Below are 25772 nucleotides of genomic sequence, written 5' to 3'. Positions count from 1 at the left end.
GGACACCCCCTGCTCATCCGAGGAGGCAGGACATGGACACGCTCTCCCCTCCGCTGCCCGGCGGCAGCTGGACGCTGGGCGACCTCACCGTTCCCCGGTTCGGCTACGGCGCGATGCAGCTCGCCGGCCCCGGGGTCATGGGCCCGCCCGCCGACCACGACGGCGCCCTCGCCGTCCTCCGCGAGGCCGTGGCCCTCGGCATCACCCACGTCGACACCAGCGCCGCCTACGGGCCGGGGGTCACCAACCGGCTGATCCGCGAGGCGCTGCACCCCTACCCGGAGTCGCTGCACGTCGCCACCAAGGTCGGTGCCACCCGGGACCCGGCCGGCGGCTGGCCCCCGGCACGGCAGCCGGAGGAGATCCGCGGTCAGGTGCAGGAGAACCTCGGGACGCTCGGCCTGCCGGTGCTCGACCTCGTGTACCTGCGGCTCGGCGACGCCGGGGGGCCCGTCGCCGGTTCGCTCGCCGAGCCGTTCGAGACGTTGGCCGAACTCCAGCAGCAGGGCCTGGTCCGGCACCTCGGGGTGAGCAACGCGACGCCCGCACAGGTCGCCGAGGCCCGGTCGATCGCGCCGATCGTCGCCGTGCAGAACATGTACAACCTCGCCGTCCGGCACGACGACGAGCTGATCGACGACCTCGCCGCGGACGGGATCGCCTACGTGCCGTTCTTCCCGCTCGGCGGGTTCGCCCCGCTCCAGTCGACCGCGCTGTCCGCGGTGGCCGACCGGCTGGGCGCGACCCCCATGTCGGTCGCCCTCGCCTGGCTGCTGCAGCGCTCGCCCAACGTCCTGCTGATCCCCGGCACCTCGTCCACGGCGCACCTCCGGGAGAACGTCGCCGGCGCCGGGCTCGAGCTCGGTGCCGAGGACCTCACCGAGCTCGACGCGATCGGCCGCTGACCGCTCAGGCCGCAGGCGGCGTCGGGACCACCGCGTACCGCACGCAGACGAACTCGCCGTTGCGGGCGCACTCGCGCACCTCGAGCTCGACCGGCGCGGGAGCAGCGGCGCCCCCGCGCCCAGGGTCACCGGGGCGATGGAGACCACGACCTCGTCGAGCAGGCCGCGGTCGGCGAACTGACCGGCCAGGTCCCCGCCGCCGACGATCCACACGTCGCGCCCGGCCGCGGCCGCCACCATAGCCGCGTGCACCCGCGCCGGGTCGTCGGCGGTGAACCGCACGTCGGCGCCGGGTGGGGCGTCCAGGTCGCGGTGGGTGAACACCCAGGCGGGCCGCTCCGGCAGCCAGTCGGGGTCGTGCCGGCGCACCCACTCCCACGTGGTCGCGCCCATGGCGAGGGCGCCGACCCCGGCGATGAACCCGGAGTAGCCCATCGGCCCGTCCTCGTCGCTCTCCCGGGAGAGCAACCAGTCCAGCGAGTGGTCCCCCGTGGCGATGAAGCCGTCCAGGGAGGTGGCGGTGTAGTACACGGTGCGGGTCATGTCGCCCTCCTGCTCAGCCAGTCGATCGGGTCGCCCGCGTCGACCGGCACACCGGCCGCGCGGAACCAGTGGCGCGCCAGCAGCCGCCGGTGCGCCCCGAAGGTCAGCACGTGGGCGACGACGCTGCCCAGCACGAACGTCTCCGGCGGGTCGCAGAGCGCGTCGACGAGCCGGTCTCCCCAGGCGCCGCGGCGGGAGACGTCGCGCACGAAGGCCAGCCAGCGTGGCGCGGCGGCGTCATGCCGGGCGAGCAGGGCGACGGGGCCGTCGCTGCCTCGGGCCGGGTGATCGGCCCCCTCGACCGAGGCGAGCCAGACCTCCGTCGTCCGCACCAGGTGCTCGAGGACGGCGGCGAGAGACTCCTCCGGGCCGTCCCAGGGCAGCACCTGCAGATCGGCGGCGCGCGGACGCCGGTACTCGTCGTCGGTGAGCTCCCGGGCGATCTCCAGCAGCGACCGGGTGTCGTCCAGGGCGTGGTGCACCAGCAGGGCGGTGACCTCGTCCCCGCCGCGGGCACCGGGCTCACCGGCCACCCACAGCGAGGTCGGCGGGTGGAAGTGGATGCCGTTGGGCGCGGGGAGCCAGTGGTGGTCGCGGGTGGGCGCCGGTGCCTGCTGCCCCGGGGAGTGGCCGTAGGCCCGGACGAACGCGCGGCTGAACCCCTCCACCGACTCGTACCCGGCGGCGAACGCGACGTCGGTGACCCGCCGCCCCTGCTGCAGCTGCCAGGCCGCCCGCTCCAGCTCCACCCGCCGGCGCAGCGCCACCGGCGACTCCCCGGCACCCCGGGCCACCTGGCGGCTGAAGTGCCACGGGGAGGCGAAGGCGTCCCCGGCCATCTCGGTGAGCGTGCGGTTGCCCTCGTCCAGCACCGCGTCCAGCAGCTCGCGCAGCCGGTCACGCCCGGCCCGCACGTCCTCGGTCATGACAGCAGTCTCCCGAGCGGGCGGGCTCGCCGGCCCGACCGTTCTTGCTCGGTTCTGGATCGCCGCGCGCAGCCGCGTGCCGCACGATGCCCAGGACCCGTTCGACCGGACCCACGTCGCACCCCTCCCCCGGAGCTGCCCGATGCGCCTGTACGCCGACCGCGCCGACCGCCGGGCCCGCCAGGTGGCCGGCGACCTCGGCCTGCTGCTCTGGGCGGTGCTGTGGGTGCTGGTCGCCCGGACGGTGCACGGCGCCGTGCTGACCCTGGCCGAGCCGGGGAAGGCGGTGGCCGGCCTGGGCCGTGAGCTGTCCGGGACGATGGAGTCCGCCGCCGGCGCGGCCGACGACGTCCCGGTGGTCGGCGACGAGCTGTCCGGGCCGTTCGAGGCGCTCGGCCAGGCCGGCGCCTCGGTGACCGGCGCCGGACAGGCCACCTCCGACGCCGTGCACACCCTGGGCGCGGTGCTGGCGGTGGTCCTCGTGGTGCTCCCGGTGGGCTGGCTGCTGGCCCGCCGGCTGCCGGCGCGGCTGCGCTGGGCGCGGGAGGCCGGCGCGGCCGGCCGGTTGCTGGCGGCCGGCGGGGTGGAGCCGGCCGACCTGGAGCTGCTCGCCGCCCGCGCGATGGCGACCGCGCCGCTGCCGGACCTGGCCCGCCTGCCGGTGGGCACCGGCGCCCGCTGGCGGACGGGTGACCCGGCCGCGGTGCGCGATCTGGCCGCGCTCGAGCTGCGCCGGCTGGGCCTGGAGGTGCCCCCGGACGCCCGTTCGGATCAGCCCACCGTGTAGCCGCACGCGGCGACCGCGGCCGCGCAGACCGCCTCGTCCTGCGCGCCGCTGCCGCCGGCCGCGCCGATCGCGCCGACCAGGGCACCGTCGGCGTGCACCGGGACCGCGCCGGTCTGCGGGGTGTACCGGCCACCGGTCATGGCGGTCAGCGCCGACACGAAGTTCGGCATCGTCTGCATCCGGGTCTTCTGCACGTCACTGGGAACCCGGAAGGCGACCGACGTCCAGGCCTTGCCCTGCGCCACCTCCGGGGTGATCCAGGGCGCGCCGTCCATCCGGGCCACGGCCACCAGGTGGCCGCCGGGATCGGTCACCGCGAACGACATCGGCACGCCGATGCCCTCGGCCTCCGCCCGGGCGGAGGCGAGCAGTTCCAGGGCCTGGTCCAGGGTCAGCACGGCTCCAGCCTGTCCTGCCATGCGCCCCGGCGACAAGCCGGGGCGCCACGTCGGCCGCCCACCAGGGCACCGCGCCGAGCCTGCGAGGCGTGGGGAGGGAGGGTGGTCCTCCCTCAGGCGCCGTCGAGCGGGCGCAGCCGGGGCCGGGTCGCCCGGGCCTGCGCCGCGGCCAGCAGGCCGACGACGGCAGCAGCGTTGCGGATCGTCCCGTCGAAGACCTGCTGCACGGCCTCGGCCAGTGGCACCCGCTCGACGGTCATGTCCGCCTCCTCGTGCTCGACCACGAAGCCCTCGGGCCGGTCGACGTCGGAGAGGCCCTCGGCCAGGTAGATGACCACCTGCTCGTCGCAGAAGCCCGGTGAGGACAAGTGGGTGGTGAGCAGGGACCATCGCTCGGCGGCCAGCTGCACCTCCTCGGCCAGCTCCCGGCGGGCGGTCACCACCGGCGGCTCGCCGTCGACGTCGCGCAGCCCCGCCGGCAGCTCCCACAGGTGCTGCCCCACCGGGTGCCGGTACTGGCGCAGCAGCACCACCCGGTCGTCGTCGTCGACCGCCACGACCGCGACGGCACCCGGGTGCCGGACGACCTCGCGGACGCTGTCCCCGCCACCGGGCATCGCCACGGTGTCCTTGCGCAGCGAGATCACCCGGCCGGCGTAGACCTCCTCGCTGGCGAGCACCTCGTACTGGTGCGGCGCCCCCATCAGATGCCCACCGGCTCCTCGTCGGGCACCGGGAGCCGTGCGGAGTCCTGGTAGCTCGCCGACGCCTGCACGAAGGCGGCGAAGAGCGGGTGCGGGCGGGTGGGGCGGCTCTTGAGCTCCGGGTGGGCCTGGGTGCCGACGAAGAAGGGGTGCACGTCGGCGGGCAGCTCGGCGAACTCCACCAGCGTCCCGTCCGGCGAGGTGCCGGAGAACACCAGGCCGGCCTCGGTCAGCCGGTCACGGTAGGCGTTGGCCACCTCGTAGCGGTGGCGGTGCCGCTCGGTGATCTCGGTCGACCCGTAGGCGGCGGCCACCACCGAGCCCTTCTGCAGCGCGGCCGGGTAGCTGCCCAGCCGCATCGTGCCGCCCATGTCCCCCCGCCCCGCGACGACGTCGAGCTGGGTGGCCATCGTGGAGATGACCGGGTCGGAGGTGCCCGGGTCGAACTCGGTGGAGTTCGCGCCGGTGATCCCGGCCAGGTTGCGGGCGGTCTCGATCACCATGCACTGCAGGCCGAGGCACAGCCCCAGCGTCGGGATCCCGTTGACCCGGGCGTGCCGGATCGCGCCGAGCTTGCCCTCGATGCCGCGGACCCCGAAGCCGCCGGGGATGCACACGCCGTCGACGCCGGCGAGCGCCGCCGCGGCGCCCTCCTCTGTCTCGCAGTCGTCGGAGGGGACCCAGCGGATCTCCACCCGCGACCGGTGGGCGAAGCCGCCGGCCCGCAGCGCCTCGGTGACCGACAGGTAGGCGTCGGGCAGGTCGATGTACTTGCCGACCAGGGCGATCGTCACCGTCTGCTTCGGCTGGTGCACGCGGTCGAGCAGGTCGCCCCAGACGGTCCAGTCGACGTCCCGGAACGGCAGCCCGAGCCGGCGGACGACGTAGGCGTCCAGCCCCTCCCGGTGCAGCACCTTCGGGATGTCGTAGATGGACGGGGCGTCGGGGCAGGAGATGACGCCCTCGGCCTCGACGTCGCACATCAGGCTGATCTTCCGCTTGATGCTCTCCCCGACCTCCCGGTCGGACCGGCAGACCAGCGCGTCGGGCTGGATGCCGATGCTGCGCAACGAGGCCACCGAGTGCTGGGTGGGCTTCGTCTTCTGCTCCCCCGAGGGCGCGATGTAGGGCACCAGGGAGATGTGCAGGAAGAAGCAGTTGTCCCGGCCGATCTCGTGCCGCACCTGGCGGGCGGCCTCGAGGAAGGGCAGCGACTCGATGTCGCCGACCGTGCCGCCGACCTCGGTGATCACCACGTCGACGCGCTCGGCGCTGTCCGCCACGGCCATGATGCGCGACTTGATCTCGTTGGTGATGTGCGGGATGACCTGCACGGTGTCCCCGAGGTACTCCCCGCGCCGCTCCTTGGCGATGACGTCGGAGTACACCTGCCCGGTGGTCACGTTGGCCCGGCCGGTCAGGTCGTCGTCCAGGAAGCGCTCGTAGTGGCCGATGTCCAGGTCGGTCTCGGCGCCGTCCTCGGTGACGAACACCTCGCCGTGCTGGAAGGGGTTCATCGTCCCCGGGTCCACGTTGAGGTAGGGGTCCAGCTTCTGCATCGTGACCCGCAGACCCCGGGCCGACAGCAGCGCACCCAGCGAGCTGGCCGTGAGGCCCTTGCCCAGTGAGGACACCACGCCGCCGGTGACGAAGATGAACTTCGTCGGCTGCGAGTTGGGGAGAAGAGGCCCCCGCCGGTTGTCGGGAGAGTTGCCGTGCTCAGCCAGTCGACCCACGGACGCCCACGCTAACACTCTGGTCCCCGCCCTCCGGCTCCCCTCCCGGGGCGCCGCCCCCCGGGTCGCCGTCGGCACCGCTGGCCACCGGGGTGCCGGCGGCCAGCCAGATCAGCAGCGGCACCAGAACGGCGGCCGCGGTGGCCGGCAGGGCGACGCCGCTGTCGTTGGCCAGGGCCCCGACGGCCAGGCTCAGCGCCACCGCGGTCAGCCCGGCCCGCAGCACCCGCAGCTGGGCGCCGGAGAGCCCCCCGGGCCGGCGTCCGGGTGCGCTGCGCAGCAGGCCCCCGGGGCGCAGCAGCCACCCTGCGGCGGCCGCGGCGACCAGCAGCATCCAGGACAGCGTGCTGCCGGTGAGGATCGCCAGGTTGGCCGAGGCCTTGCGGCTGACCACCGTCCACGCCTCGCCCTCGATCAGCTGCCCGACGAACCGGCCCAGGTGGCTGCGGTCGTCGGGCGGGCCCATCCAGTCCAGCACCGCCACCGACCCGACCACGACCACGGCCGCGGCGATCACCAGCACCATCCGGGCGACGGTCACCCGGATCCGTGCCAGCAGCATCCCCAGCACGACAAAGCCGGGCACCGCGGCCAGCACCCCACCGAAGTCGCGGCCCAGCCCCGGCGCGCCGACCAGCACCACGCAGACGACCCCGGCGGCCAGCACCGGCAGCGTCCAGCGCCACCGGGACGGCGTGGGTGCCCGCCCGGCCCACCACGCCGCCACCCAGGCGGTGACCAGCAGGGCGCTGACCGCCAGCAGGGCGAAGGTCAGGTTGCCGTACCCGGTGAACCGGCCGGCGACGATCGCGTCGTACCCGAGCAGCCCGTTGAGCTCCAGCGGCGAGCCGGCCAGCACGTCGGCGACCAGCGTGACCAGGGTGACGGCGAGGACCACGGCAGGCGGCCCCAGGCGCCGGCGCCGCCACGGCCCGGCGGCCGCGACCCCGCCGATGGCGAGCGCGGCGACGGCGACGGCCAGCGCGAGGGCGACCCGCGGCTGGGCCGTCTGCTCCCAGGGGACGACGCCGGCCAGGTAGGTGGCCACCGGCACCGACGCGACGACCAGCGCGGCGACCCGCAGCGCACCCCGGGCCCGGCCGCGCACGTCCCGGCGGGGGTGGCGCGGCCCCAGCACCAGCAGCGCGACCGCCAGCAGCGCGCCGTTGAGCGCCACCAGGATCCAGAAGAAGGTGCTGGTGCTGCGGTGGTGCACCACCGCGCGGGTGTTGGCGTGCTCCAGCGCGGCGACCGCCTCGGCCAGCGGCGGGCGTGCACCGGCCACCCGCATCGGCTGCCCGTTCATCGTCGACGGCCGCTCGGCACCCAGCGCCCGCAGCACCGTGGGGGCGACGTCGATCAGCTGGGTGAACGGCGCCCGGCCGGTGCTCGCCGAGCTGAGCCAGCCGGGCTCGAACCCGGGCCCGCAGACCATGCCGACGTGCAGCTGCGGCCGGCCGTCGTTGACCTCGGAGACCCCCTGCAGGACCAGCAGCGTCTCCCCCGGCAGCCCGGCCACGGCGTCGCGCAGGGCGCCGACGGCGGCGTCGGCCTGGCGGACCGCCCACGGCCGGGCGTCGGCCCGGGTGCCGGTCTCGGTCTCCTGCTGGCTCGAGCTGCCCGCGTCGGTGAGGTTGTCCAGGGCCACCAGCGTCAGTGCGCAGTCGTCGAGCAGCGCGGCCAGTTCGGCCGGGTCGTCGGGCAGCCGGTCGACGACGGTGAACCGGCTGTCGGGTCCGGCCACCGCCAGGGACGCGGCACGCCCGACCGCGGTGCTGCACCCGACCGCGTCACCCAGAGCCCCGGGCCGGGCACCGAAGCGGGCCGTGGCCGCGTCCTGGGTGACCCGCTCGACGGTGCGGCGGGGCTCCTCCAGGCCGACCTCGGCGACCTGCTCCTCCAGACCGCAGAAGGACAGCGAGGTGTCGACCGGCTGGGCCGCCGGGGTGCCCGGTCCGGCGCCGTCCCCGTCCTCATCCTCGGGCACCGGGGCACTGGGCAGCGGCACCGGCGGGATCGGCTCGACCGGGCCGGGGTACCGCGCACGGTTGCCCGCGCCCAGGGTCGCCCAGCCGTCGAGCAGGCAGGTGGTGGACCGGGCGGCTCGGACCGAGACCGCCGAGATCCCGGACTCCTCGGCCAGCGACCACAGCTGCGGCGTCGTCTCGGGGTCCAGGTCCGACCACAGCAGGCCGGCCACCCCGACCACCAGGACCCGGTCGGCCCGCCACCGGTCGGCGGCCGCACCGTCCGCGGCGGCCGCCGTCCCGGTGGTGCCGGCGAGCAGACCCGCCAGCACCGCGAGCAGCAGCGGCAGGACGGGCACCGCCCGGGCCACCCGGCTCACCGGCGCAACCCGGCGGGCGGGCCGAGCAGCTCCTGGTAGAGCGCGACCAGCTGGGCCGCGGTCGCCGCCTCGTCGGGCCAGGTCGCCGCCTGGCGTGGGCCTGCGGCGCCCAGCCGGGCGGTCCGCGCCGGGTCGGTCAGCACGAGGGTGACGGCTTCGGCCAGCGCACCGGCGTCACCCACCGGCACCAGCTCGGCGGCGTTCCCCACCAGCTCGGGGATGCCGCCCACGCGGGAGGCGACCAGCGGGGTGCCGGCCCGCAGCGCCTCCTGCGCGGTCAGCGAGCGGGCCTCCCAGACCGAGGGCAGCACGCAGACGTCCGCGGCGCCCAGCAGGTCGGCGACGTCGGTGCGGCGGCCCAGCAGGGTGACCGGCAGCTGCTCGGCGCGGATCCGGGCGGCGAGCTCGTCGTGCAGCGGGCCGTCACCGGCGATGACCACCAGGGGGGCCGGCCGCAGCCGCGGGTCGGCGACCCAGCGGGCCACCGCGTCCAGCAGGACGTCGTAGCCCTTCTGCGGGTGCAGCCGGCCGACGGCGACCACGAGCGGCCGGCTGTCGTCGTCCAGGCCCACCTCCCGGCGGACCTCCGGCCGGGGGCGCTGCGGCGGTGGCAACGGCGGCGCGGCCACCGGGGCGACCCGGACGTCGCGGGCACCGAGCCGGCGGGCGTTCTCGGCGAGGTCGCCGGAGGCGGCCAGCACGACGTCGGCGCCGCGGATGGTCGCCCGCTCGGCGACCTGGAGCACCCGCCGCCGGAACCCACCCCCCTCGGGCAGGGCGTTGTGCAGGGTGACCACGAGCGGGCGACGCCGCTGCCCGGCCAGCCGGCGGGCCGCCGCGGCGACCAGGCCGGCCCGCAGGCCGTGGGCGTGCACCAGGTCTGCGCCGGCGGCCGCGCCCCGCAGCGCCAGCACCGCGCGCAGGTCGGCGGCCGGGTCCAGACCGGCGGAGATGCCGACCGGGCGGAAGTCGGCGCCGGCGGCGGTGAAGCCGAACAGCTCCTCGGTGGCCCGCGGGCCGCACACCCGCACGGAGGCACCGGCCCGCCCCAGCGGGCCCAGCAGGGAGCGCAGGTGGATGCCGACGCCACCGGTGCTGGTGGCGAGGACCTCGGCGATCCGCCGGTCGGCCAGCGGGGGCTCCTGCGGGTCAGCCATGGGGCACCTCCTGCCGTACCGGTCCGCGCAGCCCGGCCACGGCCGCGAGCAGCGGCCGCCGGGCGGTGCCCATCATGACCGCACCCGCGACCAGCAGCACGACCGCACCGGCGACCACGCCGCTGCCGAGGGCCGCCGGGACGCCGTCGGGGACCAGGTCGGCGCCGAGCAGGCGGGCGGTCGCCAGACCCGCCGCGCCGCCCAGGACGGCGGCGGCGACGGCGCCCCCTCCGGCGTGCGCCACGCCCGCCAGCGCACCGGCTCCGGCCAGCCGGCCGATCACCACCAGCAGCGCCAGGCCGGCGACGGTCACCCCGACGGTGTGCCCGGCGGCCAGCGCGAGCGCCCGGTCAGCCGACGGCAGTGCGGCCGACAGCACCAGGTCGGCGACGACGGCGACCAGCCACCCGCCGGCCACGCAGACGGTCGGCGCACGCCAGAGGCCACGGGCGTACAGCGCCCGGGACAGCAGCGCGACCAGTCCGTAGCCGACCAGGCCCGGGGCGAAGGCGACGACCGCCGACTGCAACGCGGCGGCGGTCCCCGGGTCGTCCGGAACGGCGAGGAACACCCGGGCGATCGGCCCGGAGACGGCGACCAGTCCGGCCGCGGCCACCGCGCTCGCCACCACCGTCAGCACGACCGCCGGAGCCAGCGTGCGCCGGTACCCCTCCTCGTCGCCGACCGCGGCCCGCTCGGTCAGCCCCGGGTACACCGAGGTGGCCACCGGCACGGCCAGCGCGGCCCACGGGAGCAGGAAGACGGTCATGGCCGCGAAGTAGGCGGTCTGGGTGCCGTCCGGCCCGGCGTTGGCCAACCGGATCGCCACCACCGCCACCAACTGCTGCCCGGCCAGGGTCAGCACCCCGGCGAGCGCCAGCCGGCGCACCCGCGGCGCGGCACCGACCGGGAAGCGCAACGAGGGCCGCAGCCGGAGGCCCAGTCCGCGCAGCGGCACCAGCAGGCACCCGGCCAGCGCGGCGACGCCCAGCGTCGTACCCACGCCCAGCACCAGCTCGGCGGTCGTGGACAGCCCGTCGACCGTGCGGCTGCCCCCGAGTCCGGCGAACAGCAGGTACGTGCCGGCCACGACCAGGGTGGACAGCAGGGGGGCGACCGCCGGCCCGGCGAACCGGCGATGGGCCTGCAGCACACCGGTGAGCACGACCGCGATGCCGTACAGCACCACCTGGGGGGCGAAGACCAGCAGGAAGCGGGCGGCCAGGTCGACCTTGGCCGGGTCCCCGGCGGCCCCGCCCAGCAGCACCGCCGCGATGGGCCGGGCCAGCAGGGCGAGCAGGACGGCCAGCGGCACGAGCACCAGCAGCGACCAGCCCAGCAGCGCCCCGGCGGTGCGGCGGACCTGCTCCCGGTCGCCGGCGGCGATGCCACCGGCGAGCATCGGCACCACCAGGCTGGCCAACGCGCCGCCGGCCACCACCTCGAAGACGATGTTCGGCACGTTGTTGGCCGCGACGTAGGTGTCCGCGGTGCTGTTCGCGCCCACGGCGTTGGTGAACACCACGGTGCGGCCGAACCCCGCCATGCGCGCCAGCAGGGTCAGCGCCGAGATCAGCAGCGCCGCCCCCGCCACGCCCGAGGCGACCCGCCGGGCGTTCACGCCCGCCGGCGGCCGAGCCGGTCCAGCTCGCGCAGCCCCGGAGTCGCCTCGATGACGCCGGTGAAGCTGATCCGCTCGCTGGCCAGGGTCAGCGCGGCGATCCCGGTGAGCAGGCCCGCGCGCGCCGGACGACCGGGCAGTGCGGCCAGGCGCAGCCCGAGCAGCGCGCCGACGGCGTTGGCGCCGCAGTCACCGAGCATGACCCGCTCGCCGAGGTCGGCCGGCAGCACCCCGAGGGTGGCCCCCAGCGGGCCGGCGACGAGCCCTCCGGCGGGCCCACCGGCGGTGGCCGAGGCGAGCAGCACGGCGGCCTTGCCGGCACGGCCGGGGCGCAGGTCGAGCAGGTTGACCAGGTTCGCCGTCCCGGCGACCAGACCGGTGGTGAGGACGCCGTCGACGAGGGCACCGGTGCCGGTGCCGCGGCGGGTCAGCACCGCCGCCACCGCGGCGGCCGCGCCGATCCCGGCGACCTTCACCGCACCCGCCGAGACCCGGCCGGCGCGCAGCGCCGCCAGGTGACCGGTCAGGCCCTTGTCCCGCGCCTGTTCCGGGCGGGCGCCGGCGAGGTCGTCGTAGCCGCCGACGAGCCCCGCCGCCGCACCGACGACGAGCGCGGCGGCCCGCTGCCCGGGAGGGGCACCGGCCGCGCTGGTGGCGGTCGCCGCGGCGGCCAGCACCGGACCGCCGAGCAGCGTCACCGGCCGCCCCGCGTAGTTGGTGCGCCGCCAGCGGTCCCCGGCCGGGTGGGCGGTGAGCGCCGCGGCGCCGGCCAGCCCGGCCCGGGCGGCGAGCGCACCGGCGGCCGTCAGGGCCAGGGTCCGGCGGTGCCGACCACGAGGGCTCACGAGATCGGCGCCGGCACCGGCTGGGCGCCCTCGCCGGACCCGTACTGCCCCGAGGTGCCCGCGCCCTCGGCGACCAGGGCGAGCACGGTGCTGATCCGGCCGGCCGGCGCGGTGACGTTGTCGACGGTGGAGACGTTGTCGCTGGCCCCGGAATCGGCCCGGACGGCGGCGACCAGCCCACCCTCCTGGGCGGCGGCCGCGTCCCCGGCGACGACGGCACCGGACCCCTGGGCGTCCAGCGCGGTCGCCAGGTCCACCAGCGCGGCGGTGCGCGCCTCGGCGTCCTCGCCCTCGACGGCCCCGGAGGTGAGGACCACCGCGTAGTCGGCCGGGCTCACCGAGCTGGTCTCCCGGCTGAGCACGTCGAGCTCCTCCAGGCCGGCGAGGAGCTGCGAGGTGGCGGCGGTGTCCGGCGCCTCCCCGGGGCCCTCGGTGCCCGAGCTGGGCACCATCAGCACCTGGGCCAGCACCGAGGCGACGAGCTCGCCGGTGTCGCCGGTCTCGGCGGGCACGACCCCGGCCGGCAGCCCGGGGCCGGTGACGTAGCTCTGCAGGCTGCTGGCGGTGGCCGGGTCGGCGTACGCGTCGGTGAGCCGGATCGTGCCGGTGACCGTGGCGCCGGCGCTGCCCAGCAACGCGGTGACGCCCTCGACGACCTCGGGGTCGACCTCGCCGTCGGCGACCACCAGCAGCACGCTGCGCCCGGCGAGCCGGTCGGCCACCAGCACCGGGCCGACGGCCTCGTCGAAGCCACCGTCCTCGTCGAGCTGGGCCTGCAGCTCCCGGGTCTGGTCCTCCAGGGCCCGCTTGTCCTCCTGCAGCTGGCTGACCTGGTTCTGCAGGTTCGTCAGCACCGGCCCGTTGAGCTGGGTGGTGCCGATGACGATGCCCAGCGCCACGGCCAGGAAGACCGCGATCAGCGAGACCAGGTGGTAGCGGAAGTCGATCACGAAAAGAGGTTCTCCAGCCAGAACGTGAAGCTGTTCCATTGGTCGATGAGCAGGTCCAGGTACACCCGACCGGCGGTCGAGACGGCCAGCGCCGCCGCGATCGACGCCAGGGCGGCGAGGACCAGCAGGGTGAGGGCGAGGGTGGAGATCCGGCTGCGGTAGAGCCGGCTCACCCCCTTCGCGTCGACGAGCTTGCCGCCCAGGCGCAACCGGGTGAGGAAGGTGGAGGCCATGCCGCCGCGGCCCTTGTCCAGGAACTCCACCAGCGTGGCGTGCGTGCCGACGGCGACGATGAGCGAGGCACCCTTCTCGTCGGCCAGCAGCATCGCGATGTCCTCGCTGGTGGCCGACGCCGGGAAGGTGATCGCCTCGACCCCGAGGTCCAGCACGCGCTGCAGCCCGGGCGCGCGCCCGTCGGCGTAGGCGTGCACCACGACCTCGGCACCGCAGCGCAGGACGTCGTCGCTGACCGAGTCCATGTCGCCGATGATCATGTCCGGCTGGTAGCCGGCCTCGCGGATGGCGTCGGCGCCGCCGTCGACCCCGATGAGCACCGGCCGGTAGTCGCGGATGTAGGACCGCAGCGCCGCCAGGTCCTCCTTGTAGTCGTACCCGCGGACGACGACGAGGGCGTGCCGGCCCTCGATCCGGGTGCGGACGTCGGGCACGCCCACGCCGTCGAGCAGCAGCGCGCGCTCGCGCTTCATGTACTCCATGGTGTTGGCGGCGAACGCCTCGAGCTGGGTGGACAGCCCCGCCCGGGCCTCGGCCATCGCCGCGTCGACCGTCTCCTGGGTCTGCTCGACGCCCTCGGCGACGAGGGTCTCCCCCGCGTAGAGCCGGTTGCCCTCGACCCGGACCTCCGTGCCCTCCTTGAGGGTCTCGAAGACCTCCTTGCCCACGCCGTCGACCAGCGGGATGCCCGCCTCCACCAGGATCCCGGGACCGAGGTTGGGGTAGCGGCCCGTGGTGCTGGGCGCGGCGTTGACCACCGCGGCGACCCTGGCGGCGACCAGCGAGTCGGCGCTCACCCGGTCCACGTCGGCGTGGTCGATGACGGCCACCTCGCCGGGACGCAGCCGCTTGGTGAGGTTCTTGGTCCGCCGGTCGAGCCGGACGGTGCCGGCCACGCCGGGTCCCGTCGAGGACGCCCGTCCGCGCCGCAGGGTGCCGATGCGCATCTCTCGATGCTCCCACGGGCCGTCGGGCCCCGAGGCCCGACGCGCAACGGTGACCGGTTGATCACAGCTGGTGAACGCCACGGGGTCGACCGCGACACGCCGAGGAGCGCACGGGGTGTCGCTGCCCGGGGACGGGACCGGCCCGTCACTAGCGTGGCTGCTGTGACTGGAGGGGCCTCCGCGAGCCGGGGTACAGCGACCGTCCTGCACGACCCCGCCGCCGAGCCGGTGGACCCGGCCGGCGCCGATCCCGTCGCGGACGACGCCGGGCGCACCGCGCAGGTGGTGGCCTTCACCCCGCCCGCGGCGGCCGCGCCCGCGCCGCCCGCCGAGGAGCAGCGCCGCCGCCCGGCCCGCCGGCGCGGGCGCGGGGGGCCGAACAAGCGGGAGCTGCGCCGCCAGCAGACCCGCGAGGAGATCGTCGACGCCGCCGCCGGGCTGTTCGCCGAGCGCGGGTTCGACGCCGTGAGCGTGCAGGAGATCGCCCAGCGCGCCGGCGTGGTCGAGAAGACGGTCTTCAACCACTTCCCGGTCAAGGAGGGGCTGGTCTTCGAGGCCGACCCGCCGATGCGCGGGGCGCTGCTCGACGCCGTCCGGCACCGGCGCGCCGGGGTGTCCGCGCCCGCCGCCGCCGGCGGGTTCGTGGTCGCCGCGATCAGCCAGCTCGGCTCCGCCGCGGCCGCCGAGGGCGTCGCCGAGATGGCCCGGGTGATCCGCGGCTCGCGGACCCTGCAGGTCCGGGAGCGGGAGATCCTCGGCGCGCTGACCGACGCCCTGGCCGCGGAGTTCGCCGCCGAGACCGGCGCCGGGCCGGGCCGGCTCGAACCGTGGCTCGCCGCCCACTCGGTGCTGGGGCTGTACGCAGGGCTGCTGGAGCTGGCCCGTGACCGGGTGCTGGCCGGCGCCGCCGGCCCGGAGCTGGTCGCCGAGCTGCGCGACCGGGGTCGCTCGGGGCTGGCGCTGCTGCAGTCCGGCCTCGCCGGCTACGCCGAACGCCCATGAGGGACCCCCGTGGCCCCCGCCACCCGCGCGCTCGCGGCGGGACCCTGCACGGGGGCCAGGCCTAGCGGTCGCGGTCGGCGGCGACGGCCAGCAGCTCGCGGGCGTGCGCCTGCCCGGTCTCGCTGTCGGCCAGTCCGGAGAGCATCCGGGCCAGCTCCCGCACCCGTTCCTCGCCGGTGACCGTGTGGATGTCGGTGGCGGTGACCCCGGCACCGGAGTCCGGCGCCTTGTCGACGACGACGTGGGTGTCGGCGAAGGCAGCGACCTGGGCCAGGTGCGTGACGACGACGACCTGGTGTTCCCGCGCCAGCCGGGCCAGCCGCGCGCCGATCTCACCGGCCGCCTGCCCGCCCACGCCGGCGTCGACCTCGTCGAACACCATCACCGGCACCGGGTCGGCCCCGGCGAACACCACCTCGATCGCCAGCATCACCCGGGACAGCTCACCGCCCGAGGCCCCCTTGTGCACCGGCCGGGCGGGCGCACCCGGGTGCGCGGACAGCAGCAGCACCACGTCGTCCGCGCCGTCGGCACCGAGGTGGTCGGGGTCGGTGTCGATGCGGAAGGACACCTGTGCGCTCTTCATGGCCAGCCCGGCCAGCTCCGTGCCGACCTCGGCGGCGAAGCCGTCGGCCGCGGCCCGACGGCCCTCGGTGACCCGGGCGGACAGTGCGGCCAGCTCGGCCCGGGCGGCGTCCCGCTCGGATTCCAGCGCCTCGAGCGCCTCGTCGGAGACGTCGAGCTGGGCCAGTCGCTCCTGCGCGTCGGCCGCCCAGCTGAGCACCCCGGCGAGCCCGGCGCCCGGATCGGCGTACTTGCGCACCAGCCCCGCGATCGCGGCACGCCGGTCCAGCACCTCGGCCAGGTGGGCCGGGTCGGCGTCCAGGTCGGCGACGTAGCCGGCCAGCTGGACGGCGACGTCGGAGACCACCGCCACGGCGTCGGCGAGGTCCCGGGCCAGGAGTACCAGCGACGGGTCGTCGGAGCCGGCCAGCGCCCGCTCGGCCGTGGCCAGGGCGGCCGAGGCGTCAGCGGGGAAGCCACCGTCGCCGCCGAGCTCCCCGGTGACGTCACCGACCAGGGCGATCCGGGCCTCGTCGGCGACCACGCGCAGCGCGTCGGCGTCCCCGAGCCGCCGGGCCTGGGCGTCGAGCGCCTCGTCCTCGCCCGGCTCGGGGGCGACCGCGGCGATCTCCTCCAGCCCGTGCCGCAGCACGTCGGCGGTCTGCGCCAGCTCCCGGGCCTGGCTGCGCCGGCGGTCCAGGTCGTCGGCGAGCTCGCGCCACCGCGCGTAGGCGGCCCGGTGCTCCTCGATCAGCGCCAGGTGTGCCGGGCCGGCGTAGCGGTCCAGCGCACGACGCTGCTCCGCCGGCCGGGTCAGCCGCAGCTGGTCGGTCTGCCCGTGCACGGCCAACAGGTCCTCGGACAGCTCGGCGACCAGGCCGACCGGCACGGTGCGCCCGCCCAGGTGCGCCCGCGACCGGCCCTCGGCGCTGATCGTGCGGGCCAGGATCAGGCTGCCGTCCTCGTCGGGATCGGCACCGGCGTCGGCCGCGCGGTCCCAGACCGGCGAGCCCGGCGGCAGCGTGATCCGCCCCTCCACGCTCGCCCGGCCGTTGGCGCGCACCCGGCCGGGGTCCGCCCGGCCGCCGAACAGCAGGGTCAGTCCGGTCACCACCATGGTCTTGCCGGCACCGGTCTCGCCGGTGACCACGGTCAGCCCGGGCCCGAGCTCCAGCGTGACGTCGTCGATGGCGCCCAGGCCGCGGATGTGCAGCTCGGTGAGGGCGCCGTTGCGAGGCGCTGCCGGCGGGGCCTGCTCAGGCCGCGTCGTCCGGGTCGCCACCGCTCACCTCCTCGGGGCGGCGGGTGGCGCCGTCGGCGGTGTTGATCCCGCGGGCGAGCACGTTGCTGTGCCAGGTCGGCGCCTCGCGCCCGGGCCCGTGCGAGCGAGCGTCACGGAAGCCGCGCACCGGCAACCCGAACTTGGCGACCAGCCGGTCGCCGAAGGAGGTCGGGTTGACCCGGGCGATCCGCACCGGCCGGTCCGAGCGCCGCACCTCGACCCGGCCGCCGTCGGGCACCTCGACCACGCGCCGGCCGTCGGCGGAGACCCGCGCCCGGGCGCCGTCGTGCGGCACGGCGACGGTGAGCACCGAGCTCGGTGAGGTGACCAGCGGCCGGGAGAACAGGGCGTGCGCGTTCGCCGGGACCAGCAGCAGCGCCTCCACGTCGGGCCACACCACCGGGCCGCCGGCGGAGAACGCGTAGGCCGTGGAGCCGGTCGGGGTGGCGCAGAGCACGCCGTCGCAGCCGAAGCTGGTCAGCGGGTGCCCGTCGACCTCCAGGACGACGTCGAGCACCCGGGCGCGCTCGACCTTCTCCACCGACACCTCGTTCAGGCCCCAGGTGCCGCCGACGGGCCGCCCCTCGTCGTCGAGGACCGTCGCCTCCAGGGTCAGCCGCTCCTCCACCTCGTACTGGCACCGCTCGACGGCGGCGAGCATCTCCTCGACCGACTCCGGCTCGGTCTCGGCGAGGAAGCCGACCCGGCCCAGGTTCACCCCGGTGATCGCCGCATCGGTGGAGCGGGCGAGCTCGGCGGCACGCAGGAACGTGCCGTCCCCGCCGAAGACGAGCACGATCTCGGTTCCCTCGGCGGCCTGCGGACCGAACGTGCAGACCTCGGCGCCGGGGATGGCCAGGTCCACCGCCTCGTCGTCGAGCACCCGGACGACGAAGCCGGCCCGGGCCAGGCGGGCGGCCGCGGACCGGGCGAGCGCGACGATGTCGGCCCGTCCGGTGTGGACGGCGAGCAGCACGCGCCGGACCCCGCCCCCCTCCCGCGGTGGCAGGCACTCGGTCACTGTGGTCCCTCCTGAACTGCTCGGTCGACGTCGTCCGGTTGCGGTGGTGGGGCGTCGCGGCGCAATCGGAGGAAGAACTCCACGTTGCCCGCCGGGCCGGGCAGCGGACTGGCCACCACCCCGGCGGTGCCCCAGCCCAGGTCGGCCGCGGCCCTGGCCACCGTGAGCACCGACTCGGCACGGTGCGCCGGGTCGCGGACGACTCCGCCACTGCCCAGCCGTTCGCGCCCGACCTCGAACTGGGGCTTGACCATCGGCAGCAGGTCGGCGTCGGGGGTGGCGCAGCTGGTCAGCGCAGGGAGCACGAGCCGCAGCGAGATGAACGAGAGGTCGGCCACGACCAGCTGCACCGGCCCACCGATCACCTCCGGGGTCAGCTCCCGGACGTTGGTGCGCTCGTGCACCGCGACCCGGTCGTCGGTGCGCAGCGACCAGGCCAGCTCGCCGTACCCGACGTCGACCGCGACCACCTCGCGGGCTCCGCGGCTGAGCAGCACCTCGGTGAACCCACCGGTGGAGGCCCCGGCGTCCAGGGCGCGCCGGCCGGTCACGTCGACGTCGAAGGCCGCCAGCGCGCCCAGCAGCTTGTGCGCGCCGCGGGACACCCAGCTGGGCTGGTCGGGGTCGGTGCGGACGACCACCGGGGTGCCGGCCTCCACGCCGGTGGCCGGCTTGGTGGCGGCGGCACCGGCGACGGTGACCCGCCCCTCGGCGATCAGCGCGACGGCGTGCTCCCGGGAGCGGGCCAGCCCACGACGGACGAGCTCGGCGTCGAGCCGGCTGCGACGTGCCATCAGAGCTCGTCGATGGTCGACAGTTCGCGCTGCAACCGCTCGTGCTCGGCCTCGTAGACCCCCACGTGCTCGGTCACCGGCCGCTCGGCCAGTGCGGCGAACGGCGAACCGGCCGGGGGGACGTCGCGCGCCGGCGCGTCCGGACCCGATCCCGCGTCCGGACCCGGGGCGCCGCTGGTCACGCCGGTCGCCGGGTCGGACGCGGGCGGCGGACCGACAGCGGGACTGCGCGGGGGGCCGGGCACCGGGCGCGGGGAGCCGGGCACCGGGCGCGGTCGTTCCGGGTGGCTCACGGTCCTCCTCCACGGGGTCGGTGATCGGGCTGTGCCGTCGGTGGACCGGCGAGCCGTCGGATGGGCGTGCAGTTGGTCGGGGCCACGGTCGGGTGCTGCGGGCTCCCGGACCGGTCCACCCCGGGGTGTGACGGCGGCGGACCACGTCGCAGGCTACCGGCCCGTGCGGACTGCCTGCGGCGCGGCGGAGCACCCGCGGACCTCCAGCGCCGCCGAGCCGCCGACCGCCCCTGACCGGCCGCGCCGGTGTCGGTGGCCGCCGGTAGCGTCCCGCTCTGGACTGCCCCGGCCGGGACCTGCCCGGCCACCGGCTGGAGGAGGCACCCCTTCCGTGGCGACGCTGGACCAGTGCATGACCGCTCTCACCGGTTTCGTCGGCCGGCTGGCCGCGAAGGACGCGGCCCGCGACCTCGACCGCACCGTCTCCTGCCGGCTCACCGACCTCGGCCAGGTGGTGCAGGGCCGGCTGGCCCGGGGAGCCGTGCACGACATGACCGCGGTGCCTGAGGGGCCGGCGGTGCCCAAGGCCGACATCCGGCTGACCATGACCAGCGACGACCTGCTGGCACTAACGGCCGGCGAGCTGTCGTTCACCCCGGCCTGGGCCAGCGGCCGGGTGAAGCTGGAGGCCGGGCTGCGCGACATGCTCCGGCTCCGTTCGATGCTCTGACCCCGGGGCGGCGGTGAGCCGCCCGTCTCCCGCCCGACGGTCCGGGCAGGGCGGTCAACCCGGGACGAGACCCCACTGCGCCAGCGCCGCGGCCGCCGGGGCGTCGGCTGCGCTGACCGGTGGCCGTCGGCAGCCCTCGCCGGTGGACCGGCCGTCCGCCGCCCAGCACGCCACGGCGAGGGCGCGCAGCCCGTCCAGCCCGTCACCGCCGTCTCCATCGGCGCCCGACGACCGCAGCACCAGGTGACCGCCGGCGGCCTCGGCCAGCCAGCCCCCGCAGCGCCAGCCACCCTCGACCGGCTCCACCGCCGGGTGCGGGGTGAGCAGCCCGGCGACGTCGGCAGCGAGCAGGTCCGGCCGGTGCTCGGGAACCGCGGCGAGCAGGTCGGCCGGGGTGGCGACCCCCGTGAGGACGAGCAGGCTGGCCGCGCCGGCCCGCCGGGCGCCCTCGATGTCGGTGTCCAGGCGGTCGCCCACGACCAGGGGCCGGGCCGCGCCCGTGCGGCGGACGCACTCGGCGTGCATCGCGGGGTCGGGCTTCCCGGTCACCAACGGGGCCCGGCCGGTGACGGTGCTGACCACCCCCACCAGCGCGCCGTTGCCCGGCAGCACCCCCCGCGGGGAGGGGATGGTCGCGTCGGTGTTCGTGGCCACGTGCCGGGCTCCGTTCCGCACGGCCACCACGGCCTCGGCGAGCTGCGCCCAGCCCACCCCGGGCCCGTAGCCCTGCACCACGGCCGCCGGCCCGTCCTCGGCCCGCTCGACGACCCGGAGCCCGGCGGCGGTCAGCGCGGCCGCCACACCCGGGCCGCCGACCGCCAGGACGGGCGCGTCCGCGCCGACCAGCTCCCGGACGACCGTGGCCGCGGCCTGCGAGCTGGTGATGACGTCCTCGGCCGCAGCGGAGACGCCCAGCTCCGTGAGGTGTTCGGCGACCTGTTCCGGGGTGCGCGCGGCGTTGTTGGTCACGAAGCCCAGGCGCATGCCCTGGTCGCGCGCGGCGGCGAGGGCCTCGGGCACACCGGGCACCGCTGCAGGGCCGACGTAGACGACCCCGTCGAGGTCGAGCAGCGCGACGTCGTACTCACCGGCCGGCGGCCGGTCGCTGCCAGCGGCGAGCGGCGGCCGTTCCGGTGCGGTCACGCGGGGGCCTCGGACCGGTCGGCGAGGACGGGGCGGAAGGCAGGGGTCGGGTCGGTCATGGCAGCTCCTGGGCTAGGTCGCGGCGGGCGCGCACGCCGCGCAGCGCCTGGGCGTAGTGGGTGAGGTCGGGCCGCATGGCCACGGCCAGGGCCAGGTGCTCGGCGGCGAGCTCGAGGTCCCCGGCGCGGCTGGCGGCGAGCCCGAGGCCGAACTGGGCGTAGTCGTCGGTGGGGTTGGCGTCGATGATCCGGGCGAAGCTCCCGATCGCCTCGCGGTAGCGGCCCGCGTCGTACTGGGCACGCGCCAGCGCCTCCAGCACGCTCCGGGAGGCCGGTTCGGCGTGGACCGCGCGCTCCAGCAAGGTGGCCGCGGCATCGGGGTGCCCGTCTCCCAGCAGCTGGAGACCGCGCTGGTACCACTCGTAGACGCCGCCGTCCGGCTGACCTGGCTCCACCGCTGCTCCTTCCCCGTCGCCCCGGACCGCCCCGCCGAGGCCCGGCCGGCGCGAGCCGGCCGGCACCTCGCTCCTACCATCGGGCGGTGCCCACCCCGCCGGCGGACGTCCCGCCCTCCACCGCGACGGGGCTCGACGTCCGGCCCTTCCGCGCCCTGGTCTACCGGGAGCACGACCCCGCGCACCTGGCCCGGGTGAGCTCGCCGGCCTACGACCTGGTCACCGTGGGGGGCCGCGACCGCCTGGTCGAGGCCGACCCGCACAACATCGTCCGCTTGATCCTGCCGCACGTCGACCCCGTCACCGGGGGCCGCGCCGCACGCGACCGGGCCTCGGCGCGCGCGGCGGCGGCCAACCTGCGGCAGTGGCTGGCCGAGCGGGTGCTGGTCCGGGAGGACGTGCCGGCGATGTGGCGGTACGAGATGGCCACCCCGGGAACCACCGCGACCACCGGATGGCTGGGGGCGGTCCACGTGCCACCGGCGGGGTCGACCGCCGTGCTGCCGCACGAGGACACGTTCGCCCCGGCCGTCGAGGGCCGCCGGGCGCTGCTCGACGAGACCCGAACCGACCTCGAGCCGATCGTGCTGGCCCACGACCCGGAGCCGGAGGTCGCCGAGGTGACGCGGCACTCGGGGCAGGGCGCGCCCACCCTGCAGGTGACCGACCCGGACGGCGTGACGCACCGGCTGTGGCGGGTGACCGACCCGCTGGTGCTGCAGCGGCTGACCACGGCCCTGGGGAGGACCCAGGCGGTCATCGCCGACGGGCACCACCGGTTCGCGGCTGCCCGGGCCCACCAGGCGACCGGTGGCTCCGCGCGGTGTGCGGTGCTCGCCCTGCTCACGCCCGCCGGGCCCGGGGGCCTGCGGGTGCAGGCGATCCACCGCGTCGCACCCGATCTGTCGCTGACAGCCGCTGTCGATCTCGCCGCGACCGGGTTGACCGCACGGGACGTCACCCCCGCCGACGGCGAGGTCGCCGAGGTCTGCCGTCGCTGGGCCCGCGGCACGGACGGCGCGGCCGGCACGGTGGGCGGCCCGGTCTTCCTGGTGACCGACGGGACGCGCGTGGTGGAGCTGTCGGCCCCGACCGCGACCCTGCTGGCGACCGTGCCGACGGAGGCCCCCGCGGCGTGGCGGGCGCTCGACGTGGTGCTGGCCCACCACGGTCTGCTCGGCCACCTGTGGCACCGCTCCGACGACCCCTCGTCGGTGCTGGTCGCCCACGACGTCGACCAGGCGCTCCGGTTGGCCGGTGAGCGCGCGGGAGTGGCCCTGTTGCTCCACTCCCCCGCTCCGGCGGACGTCGCCGCGGTCGCCCGCAGCGGTGCCCGCATGCCGCGCAAGTCGACGCTCTTCCTGCCCAAGCCGCGCACCGGGCTGGTGCTGCGACCGCACGAGGACTGACCGGGCTCACACCGGCTCACGCGCAGCGGCAGCACGGCTGGTGCGCTGCAGCTTGCGACCCCGTCGGCAGCTGACCTCGTAGGCCACGGCGGTGCCGGTGGGGGTGCGCCAGAAGCGGCGTTGCAGCGAGCCCTCGACCTCGACCACGTCGTCGGTGCGCCAGGCCGAGGCGTAGCGCAGCAGCGTGGGGACGGTGCTCACGCAGGTCAGGACGTCGGACCTCGGCGCCCGCGGGCGCGGGTTCTCGCGTCGCACCACCAGCTTGAACAGCAGCAGCGTGTCCCCGCTGGGCAATGGGCGCAGTTCGGGCGGGGCGGACAACCGCCCACGCAGCACGACGTCGTTCCGGTCGATCACGGCCAGGCTCATACCGGCAAGCCTCGCCAGGAGCCGGACCTGCCGGCCAGGGCTGACCGCGAGTTGTGGACAGCCTTGGCCGGTGTGGACGACGGAGTTCAGTCCGTCGTCGGGTCCTCCTCGCCCCCGTGGGCGGGCGGCTCCTGGAAGAGCCGGGTGTGGTCGCGCTCCACCGGCGGCGGCGTCTCCCCCAGCAGCTCGGCCACCTCCGCCTCGATGTCGGCGTCGGTCACCGGGCCGGTCACCGAGTCCAGCATCTCCTCGTCGAAGGCAGCGTCGAGAGGGTCGTCGGCGCTCCCGCTCTCCGGCGCGGACGTGAGGTCGGTGGCCTCGTCGCCGGCCGCACGCACGTCGTCAGCCGCGGCATCCGGGTCTTCTTCCTCGTCCTCGAGTTCCTCGGCGAAGTGCGCGCTGACGCCGGTCAGGTCGTCGGGATCGGCAGCCGCGATGGCCGCGTACCACTGCTGAGCGACGTCCTCGTCACCCCGGTCGGCGAGCAGGTCGGCGTACGCGGTGGCCAGCCGAAGCCGGCCGAGGTCGGCGTCGCCGAGATCAGCGGGCGTGGGCCTACCGCCGAGCGCGGCCTCCAGGACCAGGACGGCGGCACGCTCCTCGCCCATGTCCTGCCGGGCACCGGCCTCCACCAGCCGCAGCTCGACGAGCTCCTCCCCCTCCGGCGACGTCACCAGCGCCTCCTGCACCAGTCGCAGCGCGGTCTCGGGACGCCCCAGCGCCCGTTCGCAGTCGGCCAGCACGGCGCGGTAGCTCTGGTCGCCGGCCATCCGGGCATAGGCGCGCAGCTCGCGAGCTGCCTCCGCGTAGTCACCCGCGTGGTAGGCAGCGACCCCGACCGCTTCACGCACGACCGCGAGCCGGGACGCCCGGTCCCGGGCAGCGCGGGCGTGCTCGAGGGCGAGCTGGGGTTCCTCCTCCAGCAGACCGCCGGCGGCCACCAGGTGCTGGCCGACGACGTCGGAGTTGCGTGAGTCCAGACCGCGCAAGGCGGCTCGGACAGCCGGGTCCAGCTCGCGGGCATCCGCCCACTCGGGCAGTTCCGGCGCAGCCGGACGCCGGACGACCTCGTCCGTCGGGCCGTCCGGATCTGCCGGCCGGCGGTCCTGCCAGTCCCTCTTCCCGGCAGAGCGACCGGCCGCGCGATCCGGCCGGCGGTCCTGCCACGAGGGCCGGTCCCCGCCACCGGAACGCTGCGGACGGTCACCCGCGGGACGCTGCGGACGGTCACCGGCGGGACGGCGGTCCTGCCACGAGGGCCGGTCCCCGCCACCGGAACGCTGCGGACGGTCACCCGCGGGACGCTGCGGACGGTCACCGGCGGGACGGCGGTCCTGCCACGAGGGCCGGTCCCCGCCACCGGAACGCTGCGGACGGTCACCCGCGGGACGCTGCGGACGGTCACCGGCGGGACGGCGGTCCTGCCACGAGGGCCGGTCCCCACCACCGGGACGCTGCGGACGGTCACCGGCGGGACGGCGGTCCTGCCACGAGGGCCGGTCCCCACCACCGGAACGCTGCGGACGGTCACCGGCGGGACGGCGGTCCTGCCACGAGGGCCGGTCCCCACCACCGGAACGCTGCGGACGGTCACCCGCGGGACGCTGCGGACGATCACCGGCGGGACGGCGATCCTGCCACGACGGCCGATCGCCGCCACCGGAACGCTGCGGACGGTCACCGGCAGGACGGCGGTCCTGCCACGACGGCCGGTCCCCGCCACCGGAACGCTGCGGACGGTCACCCGCGGGACGGCGGTCCTGCCACGACGGCCGGTCCCCGCCACCGGAACGCTGCGGACGATCACCCGCGGGACGGCGGTCCTGCCACGAGGGCCGGTCCCCACCACCGGAACGCTGCGGACGGTCACCCGCGGGACGCTGCGGACGATCACCGGCGGGACGGCGATCCTGCCACGACGGCCGGTCCCCGCCACCGGGACGCTGCGGACGGTCACCTGCGGGACGGCGGTCCTGCCACGAGGGCCGGTCCCCGCCACCGGAACGCTGCGGACGCTCACCGCTCTGCGCACCCCCGCGCGGGTCGCCACTACGGGAACCACGGTGTCCGGCGGGGCGCCCGCGGTCGCCGGCGGCGTCCTGCCGCGGTCCACCGGACCGCCCCCCACCGCCAGCTCCGCGGCCGCTCCCGGAGGAAGCGCCTCGACCTCGATCAGAGCCTGCGGGCCCGCGACGCGGAGAAGTCATGGTGTGTACGTACCTCACTGGGAATCGGTGCACGCCTGAGCGCTACCGGAACGGATCGCGGCCGGCGGGCCGTTTCGTGGCCCTCGGCCGCACGCGCAGAGGAGGCCCTGAACGCACGAAACGGGGGCCGGAGCAGATGCTCCGACCCCCCGTTCGTTGAAAGATTGTCCGGCGGCGTCCTACTCTCCCACCCGGTCCCCCGGGCAGTACCATCGGCGCTGAAAGGCTTAGCTTCCGGGTTCGGAATGAGACCGGGCGTTTCCCTTTCGCCATGACCGCCGTAACACTGTGAAACCGTCGACACCCCCACCACCAGGAGGTGTTCGTCGTTTCAGAGCTGCACAGTGGACGCGACACATCACTTGCTAGAAGGCTGGATGGTGTGTGTGATCAAGCCCTCGGCCTATTAGTACCGGTCAGCTCCACGACTCACGCCGCTTCCACTTCCGGCCTATCAACCCGCT

The 25772-nt window shown here is 76.3% G+C and carries 23 protein-coding genes, 2 rRNA genes and 1 pseudogene; 5 read left to right on the top strand and 21 right to left on the bottom strand.

All coding sequences use genetic code 11. The features are described from left to right. Positions 1-32 precede the first annotated feature (32 nt). Positions 33-905: an oxidoreductase gene (locus tag ACI783_RS15435; RefSeq protein WP_457141259.1), complete on the top strand. Its 873-nt coding sequence runs from the start codon at positions 33-35 to the stop codon at positions 903-905. A 156-nt stretch (positions 906-1061) separates the two neighbouring features. Here the strand turns inward: ACI783_RS15435 and ACI783_RS15430 are convergent. Next, positions 1062-1448 (bottom strand): annotated as a pseudogene (locus ACI783_RS15430) (dihydrofolate reductase family protein); the annotation flags it as partial. Next, positions 1445-2374: a helix-turn-helix domain-containing protein gene (locus ACI783_RS15425; protein ID WP_457141258.1), complete on the bottom strand. Its 930-nt coding sequence runs from the start codon at positions 2372-2374 to the stop codon at positions 1445-1447. The gene ACI783_RS15425 and the pseudogene ACI783_RS15430, both read right to left, overlap by 4 nt. A 142-nt stretch (positions 2375-2516) precedes the next feature. On the opposite strand from ACI783_RS15425, the gene ACI783_RS15420 reads away from it, so the two are divergent. Then, complete coding sequence (locus ACI783_RS15420; RefSeq protein WP_457141257.1) at positions 2517-3161, top strand: hypothetical protein; 645 nt, start codon at positions 2517-2519, stop codon at positions 3159-3161. Here ACI783_RS15420 and ACI783_RS15415 read toward each other — a convergent pair. From ACI783_RS15415 to steA, 9 genes are all read right to left on the bottom strand, one after another. Further along, the gene (locus ACI783_RS15415) at positions 3146-3559 is read right to left on the bottom strand and encodes a GlcG/HbpS family heme-binding protein (RefSeq protein ID WP_457141256.1); all 414 of its coding nucleotides are present in this window, start codon (positions 3557-3559) and stop codon (positions 3146-3148) included. The genes ACI783_RS15420 and ACI783_RS15415 overlap by 16 nt on opposite strands. Before the next feature lie 113 nt (positions 3560-3672). Continuing rightward, entirely contained in the window at positions 3673-4263 is a 591-nt protein-coding gene (locus tag ACI783_RS15410; RefSeq protein ID WP_457141255.1) for an NUDIX domain-containing protein, read from the bottom strand. Then, positions 4263-5999: a CTP synthase gene (locus ACI783_RS15405; RefSeq protein ID WP_457141254.1), complete on the bottom strand. Its 1737-nt coding sequence runs from the start codon at positions 5997-5999 to the stop codon at positions 4263-4265. The genes ACI783_RS15410 and ACI783_RS15405 overlap by 1 nt, the downstream gene beginning before the upstream one ends. Then, a complete protein-coding gene (locus ACI783_RS15400; RefSeq protein WP_457141253.1) occupies positions 5983-8346 on the bottom strand; it encodes a hypothetical protein in 2364 nt (787 codons plus the stop codon). The genes ACI783_RS15405 and ACI783_RS15400 overlap by 17 nt, the downstream gene beginning before the upstream one ends. Beyond that, positions 8343-9503 (bottom strand): glycosyltransferase family 4 protein, encoded by a 1161-nt coding sequence (locus tag ACI783_RS15395; RefSeq protein ID WP_457141252.1) that lies wholly within the window; start codon positions 9501-9503, stop codon positions 8343-8345. Before ACI783_RS15395 ends, ACI783_RS15400 begins: the two co-directional genes overlap by 4 nt. Then, on the bottom strand, positions 9496-11124 hold the full coding sequence (gene murJ / locus ACI783_RS15390) for a murein biosynthesis integral membrane protein MurJ (protein WP_457141251.1): 1629 nt from the start codon (positions 11122-11124) through the stop codon (positions 9496-9498). The genes ACI783_RS15395 and murJ overlap by 8 nt, the downstream gene beginning before the upstream one ends. Continuing rightward, positions 11121-11969 carry a hypothetical protein gene (locus tag ACI783_RS15385; protein WP_457141250.1) on the bottom strand — a complete coding sequence of 283 codons (849 nt, stop codon included), beginning with the start codon at positions 11967-11969 and terminating at the stop codon, positions 11121-11123. Before ACI783_RS15385 ends, murJ begins: the two co-directional genes overlap by 4 nt. After that, on the bottom strand, positions 11966-12919 hold the full coding sequence (locus ACI783_RS15380; RefSeq protein WP_457141249.1) for a copper transporter: 954 nt from the start codon (positions 12917-12919) through the stop codon (positions 11966-11968). The genes ACI783_RS15385 and ACI783_RS15380 overlap by 4 nt, the downstream gene beginning before the upstream one ends. Continuing rightward, on the bottom strand, positions 12916-14100 hold the full coding sequence (steA, locus tag ACI783_RS15375) for a putative cytokinetic ring protein SteA (protein WP_457141248.1): 1185 nt from the start codon (positions 14098-14100) through the stop codon (positions 12916-12918). Before steA ends, ACI783_RS15380 begins: the two co-directional genes overlap by 4 nt. Positions 14101-14262: 162 nt before the next feature. Between steA and ACI783_RS15370 the strand changes: the two genes are divergently transcribed. After that, positions 14263-15102: a TetR/AcrR family transcriptional regulator gene (locus ACI783_RS15370; RefSeq protein ID WP_457141247.1), complete on the top strand. Its 840-nt coding sequence runs from the start codon at positions 14263-14265 to the stop codon at positions 15100-15102. Positions 15103-15163: 61 nt separating this feature from the next. On the opposite strand, the gene recN is transcribed toward ACI783_RS15370, so the two are convergent. The 4 genes from recN to ACI783_RS15350 are packed head-to-tail and all read right to left on the bottom strand — an operon-like array spanning position 15164 to position 18945. Beyond that, positions 15164-16948: a DNA repair protein RecN gene (recN, locus tag ACI783_RS15365; protein WP_457141246.1), complete on the bottom strand. Its 1785-nt coding sequence runs from the start codon at positions 16946-16948 to the stop codon at positions 15164-15166. Continuing rightward, entirely contained in the window at positions 16923-17924 is a 1002-nt protein-coding gene (locus tag ACI783_RS15360; RefSeq protein ID WP_457141245.1) for an NAD kinase, read from the bottom strand. The genes recN and ACI783_RS15360 overlap by 26 nt, the downstream gene beginning before the upstream one ends. A 41-nt stretch (positions 17925-17965) precedes the next feature. Beyond that, positions 17966-18763 (bottom strand): TlyA family RNA methyltransferase, encoded by a 798-nt coding sequence (locus ACI783_RS15355; RefSeq protein WP_457084165.1) that lies wholly within the window; start codon positions 18761-18763, stop codon positions 17966-17968. After that, positions 18763-18945 (bottom strand): hypothetical protein, encoded by a 183-nt coding sequence (locus ACI783_RS15350; RefSeq protein ID WP_457141244.1) that lies wholly within the window; start codon positions 18943-18945, stop codon positions 18763-18765. The genes ACI783_RS15355 and ACI783_RS15350 overlap by 1 nt, the downstream gene beginning before the upstream one ends. Positions 18946-19387: 442 nt before the next feature. Between ACI783_RS15350 and ACI783_RS15345 the strand changes: the two genes are divergently transcribed. Next, complete coding sequence (locus ACI783_RS15345) at positions 19388-19726, top strand: alkyl sulfatase C-terminal domain-containing protein (protein ID WP_457084168.1); 339 nt, start codon at positions 19388-19390, stop codon at positions 19724-19726. A gap of 54 nt (positions 19727-19780) precedes the next feature. On the opposite strand, the gene ACI783_RS15340 is transcribed toward ACI783_RS15345, so the two are convergent. Then, positions 19781-20869, bottom strand: a complete 1089-nt coding sequence (locus ACI783_RS15340; RefSeq protein WP_457141243.1) for an HAD-IIA family hydrolase — start codon at positions 20867-20869, stop codon at positions 19781-19783. Positions 20870-20924: 55 nt separating this feature from the next. Next, on the bottom strand, positions 20925-21323 hold the full coding sequence (locus tag ACI783_RS15335) for a tetratricopeptide repeat protein (protein ID WP_457084172.1): 399 nt from the start codon (positions 21321-21323) through the stop codon (positions 20925-20927). Between the two features lie 86 nt (positions 21324-21409). Here ACI783_RS15335 and ACI783_RS15330 point away from each other — a divergent pair, with 86 nt between their 5' ends. Further along, positions 21410-22732, top strand: coding sequence for a DUF1015 family protein (locus ACI783_RS15330; protein ID WP_457141242.1), 1323 nt, complete (start codon positions 21410-21412; stop codon positions 22730-22732). Between the two features lie 6 nt (positions 22733-22738). Here the strand turns inward: ACI783_RS15330 and ACI783_RS15325 are convergent, their stop codons facing one another. From ACI783_RS15325 to ACI783_RS15310, 4 genes are all read right to left on the bottom strand, one after another. After that, positions 22739-23101 carry a single-stranded DNA-binding protein gene (locus ACI783_RS15325; RefSeq protein ID WP_457084176.1) on the bottom strand — a complete coding sequence of 121 codons (363 nt, stop codon included), beginning with the start codon at positions 23099-23101 and terminating at the stop codon, positions 22739-22741. Between the two features lie 86 nt (positions 23102-23187). Beyond that, positions 23188-24090: a hypothetical protein gene (locus ACI783_RS15320; protein ID WP_457141241.1), complete on the bottom strand. Its 903-nt coding sequence runs from the start codon at positions 24088-24090 to the stop codon at positions 23188-23190. 1384 nt (positions 24091-25474) lie between these two features. Further along, positions 25475-25591 (bottom strand): 5S ribosomal RNA (gene rrf / locus ACI783_RS15315). Between the two features lie 103 nt (positions 25592-25694). Continuing rightward, positions 25695-25772: ribosomal RNA gene (locus ACI783_RS15310) — 23S ribosomal RNA — on the bottom strand; the annotation flags it as partial.

The organism is Modestobacter sp. SYSU DS0511 (assembly GCF_054050755.1).
The sequence above is the reverse complement of the archived record's forward strand: the minus strand, read 5'-3'. Positions and strand labels throughout refer to the sequence as shown.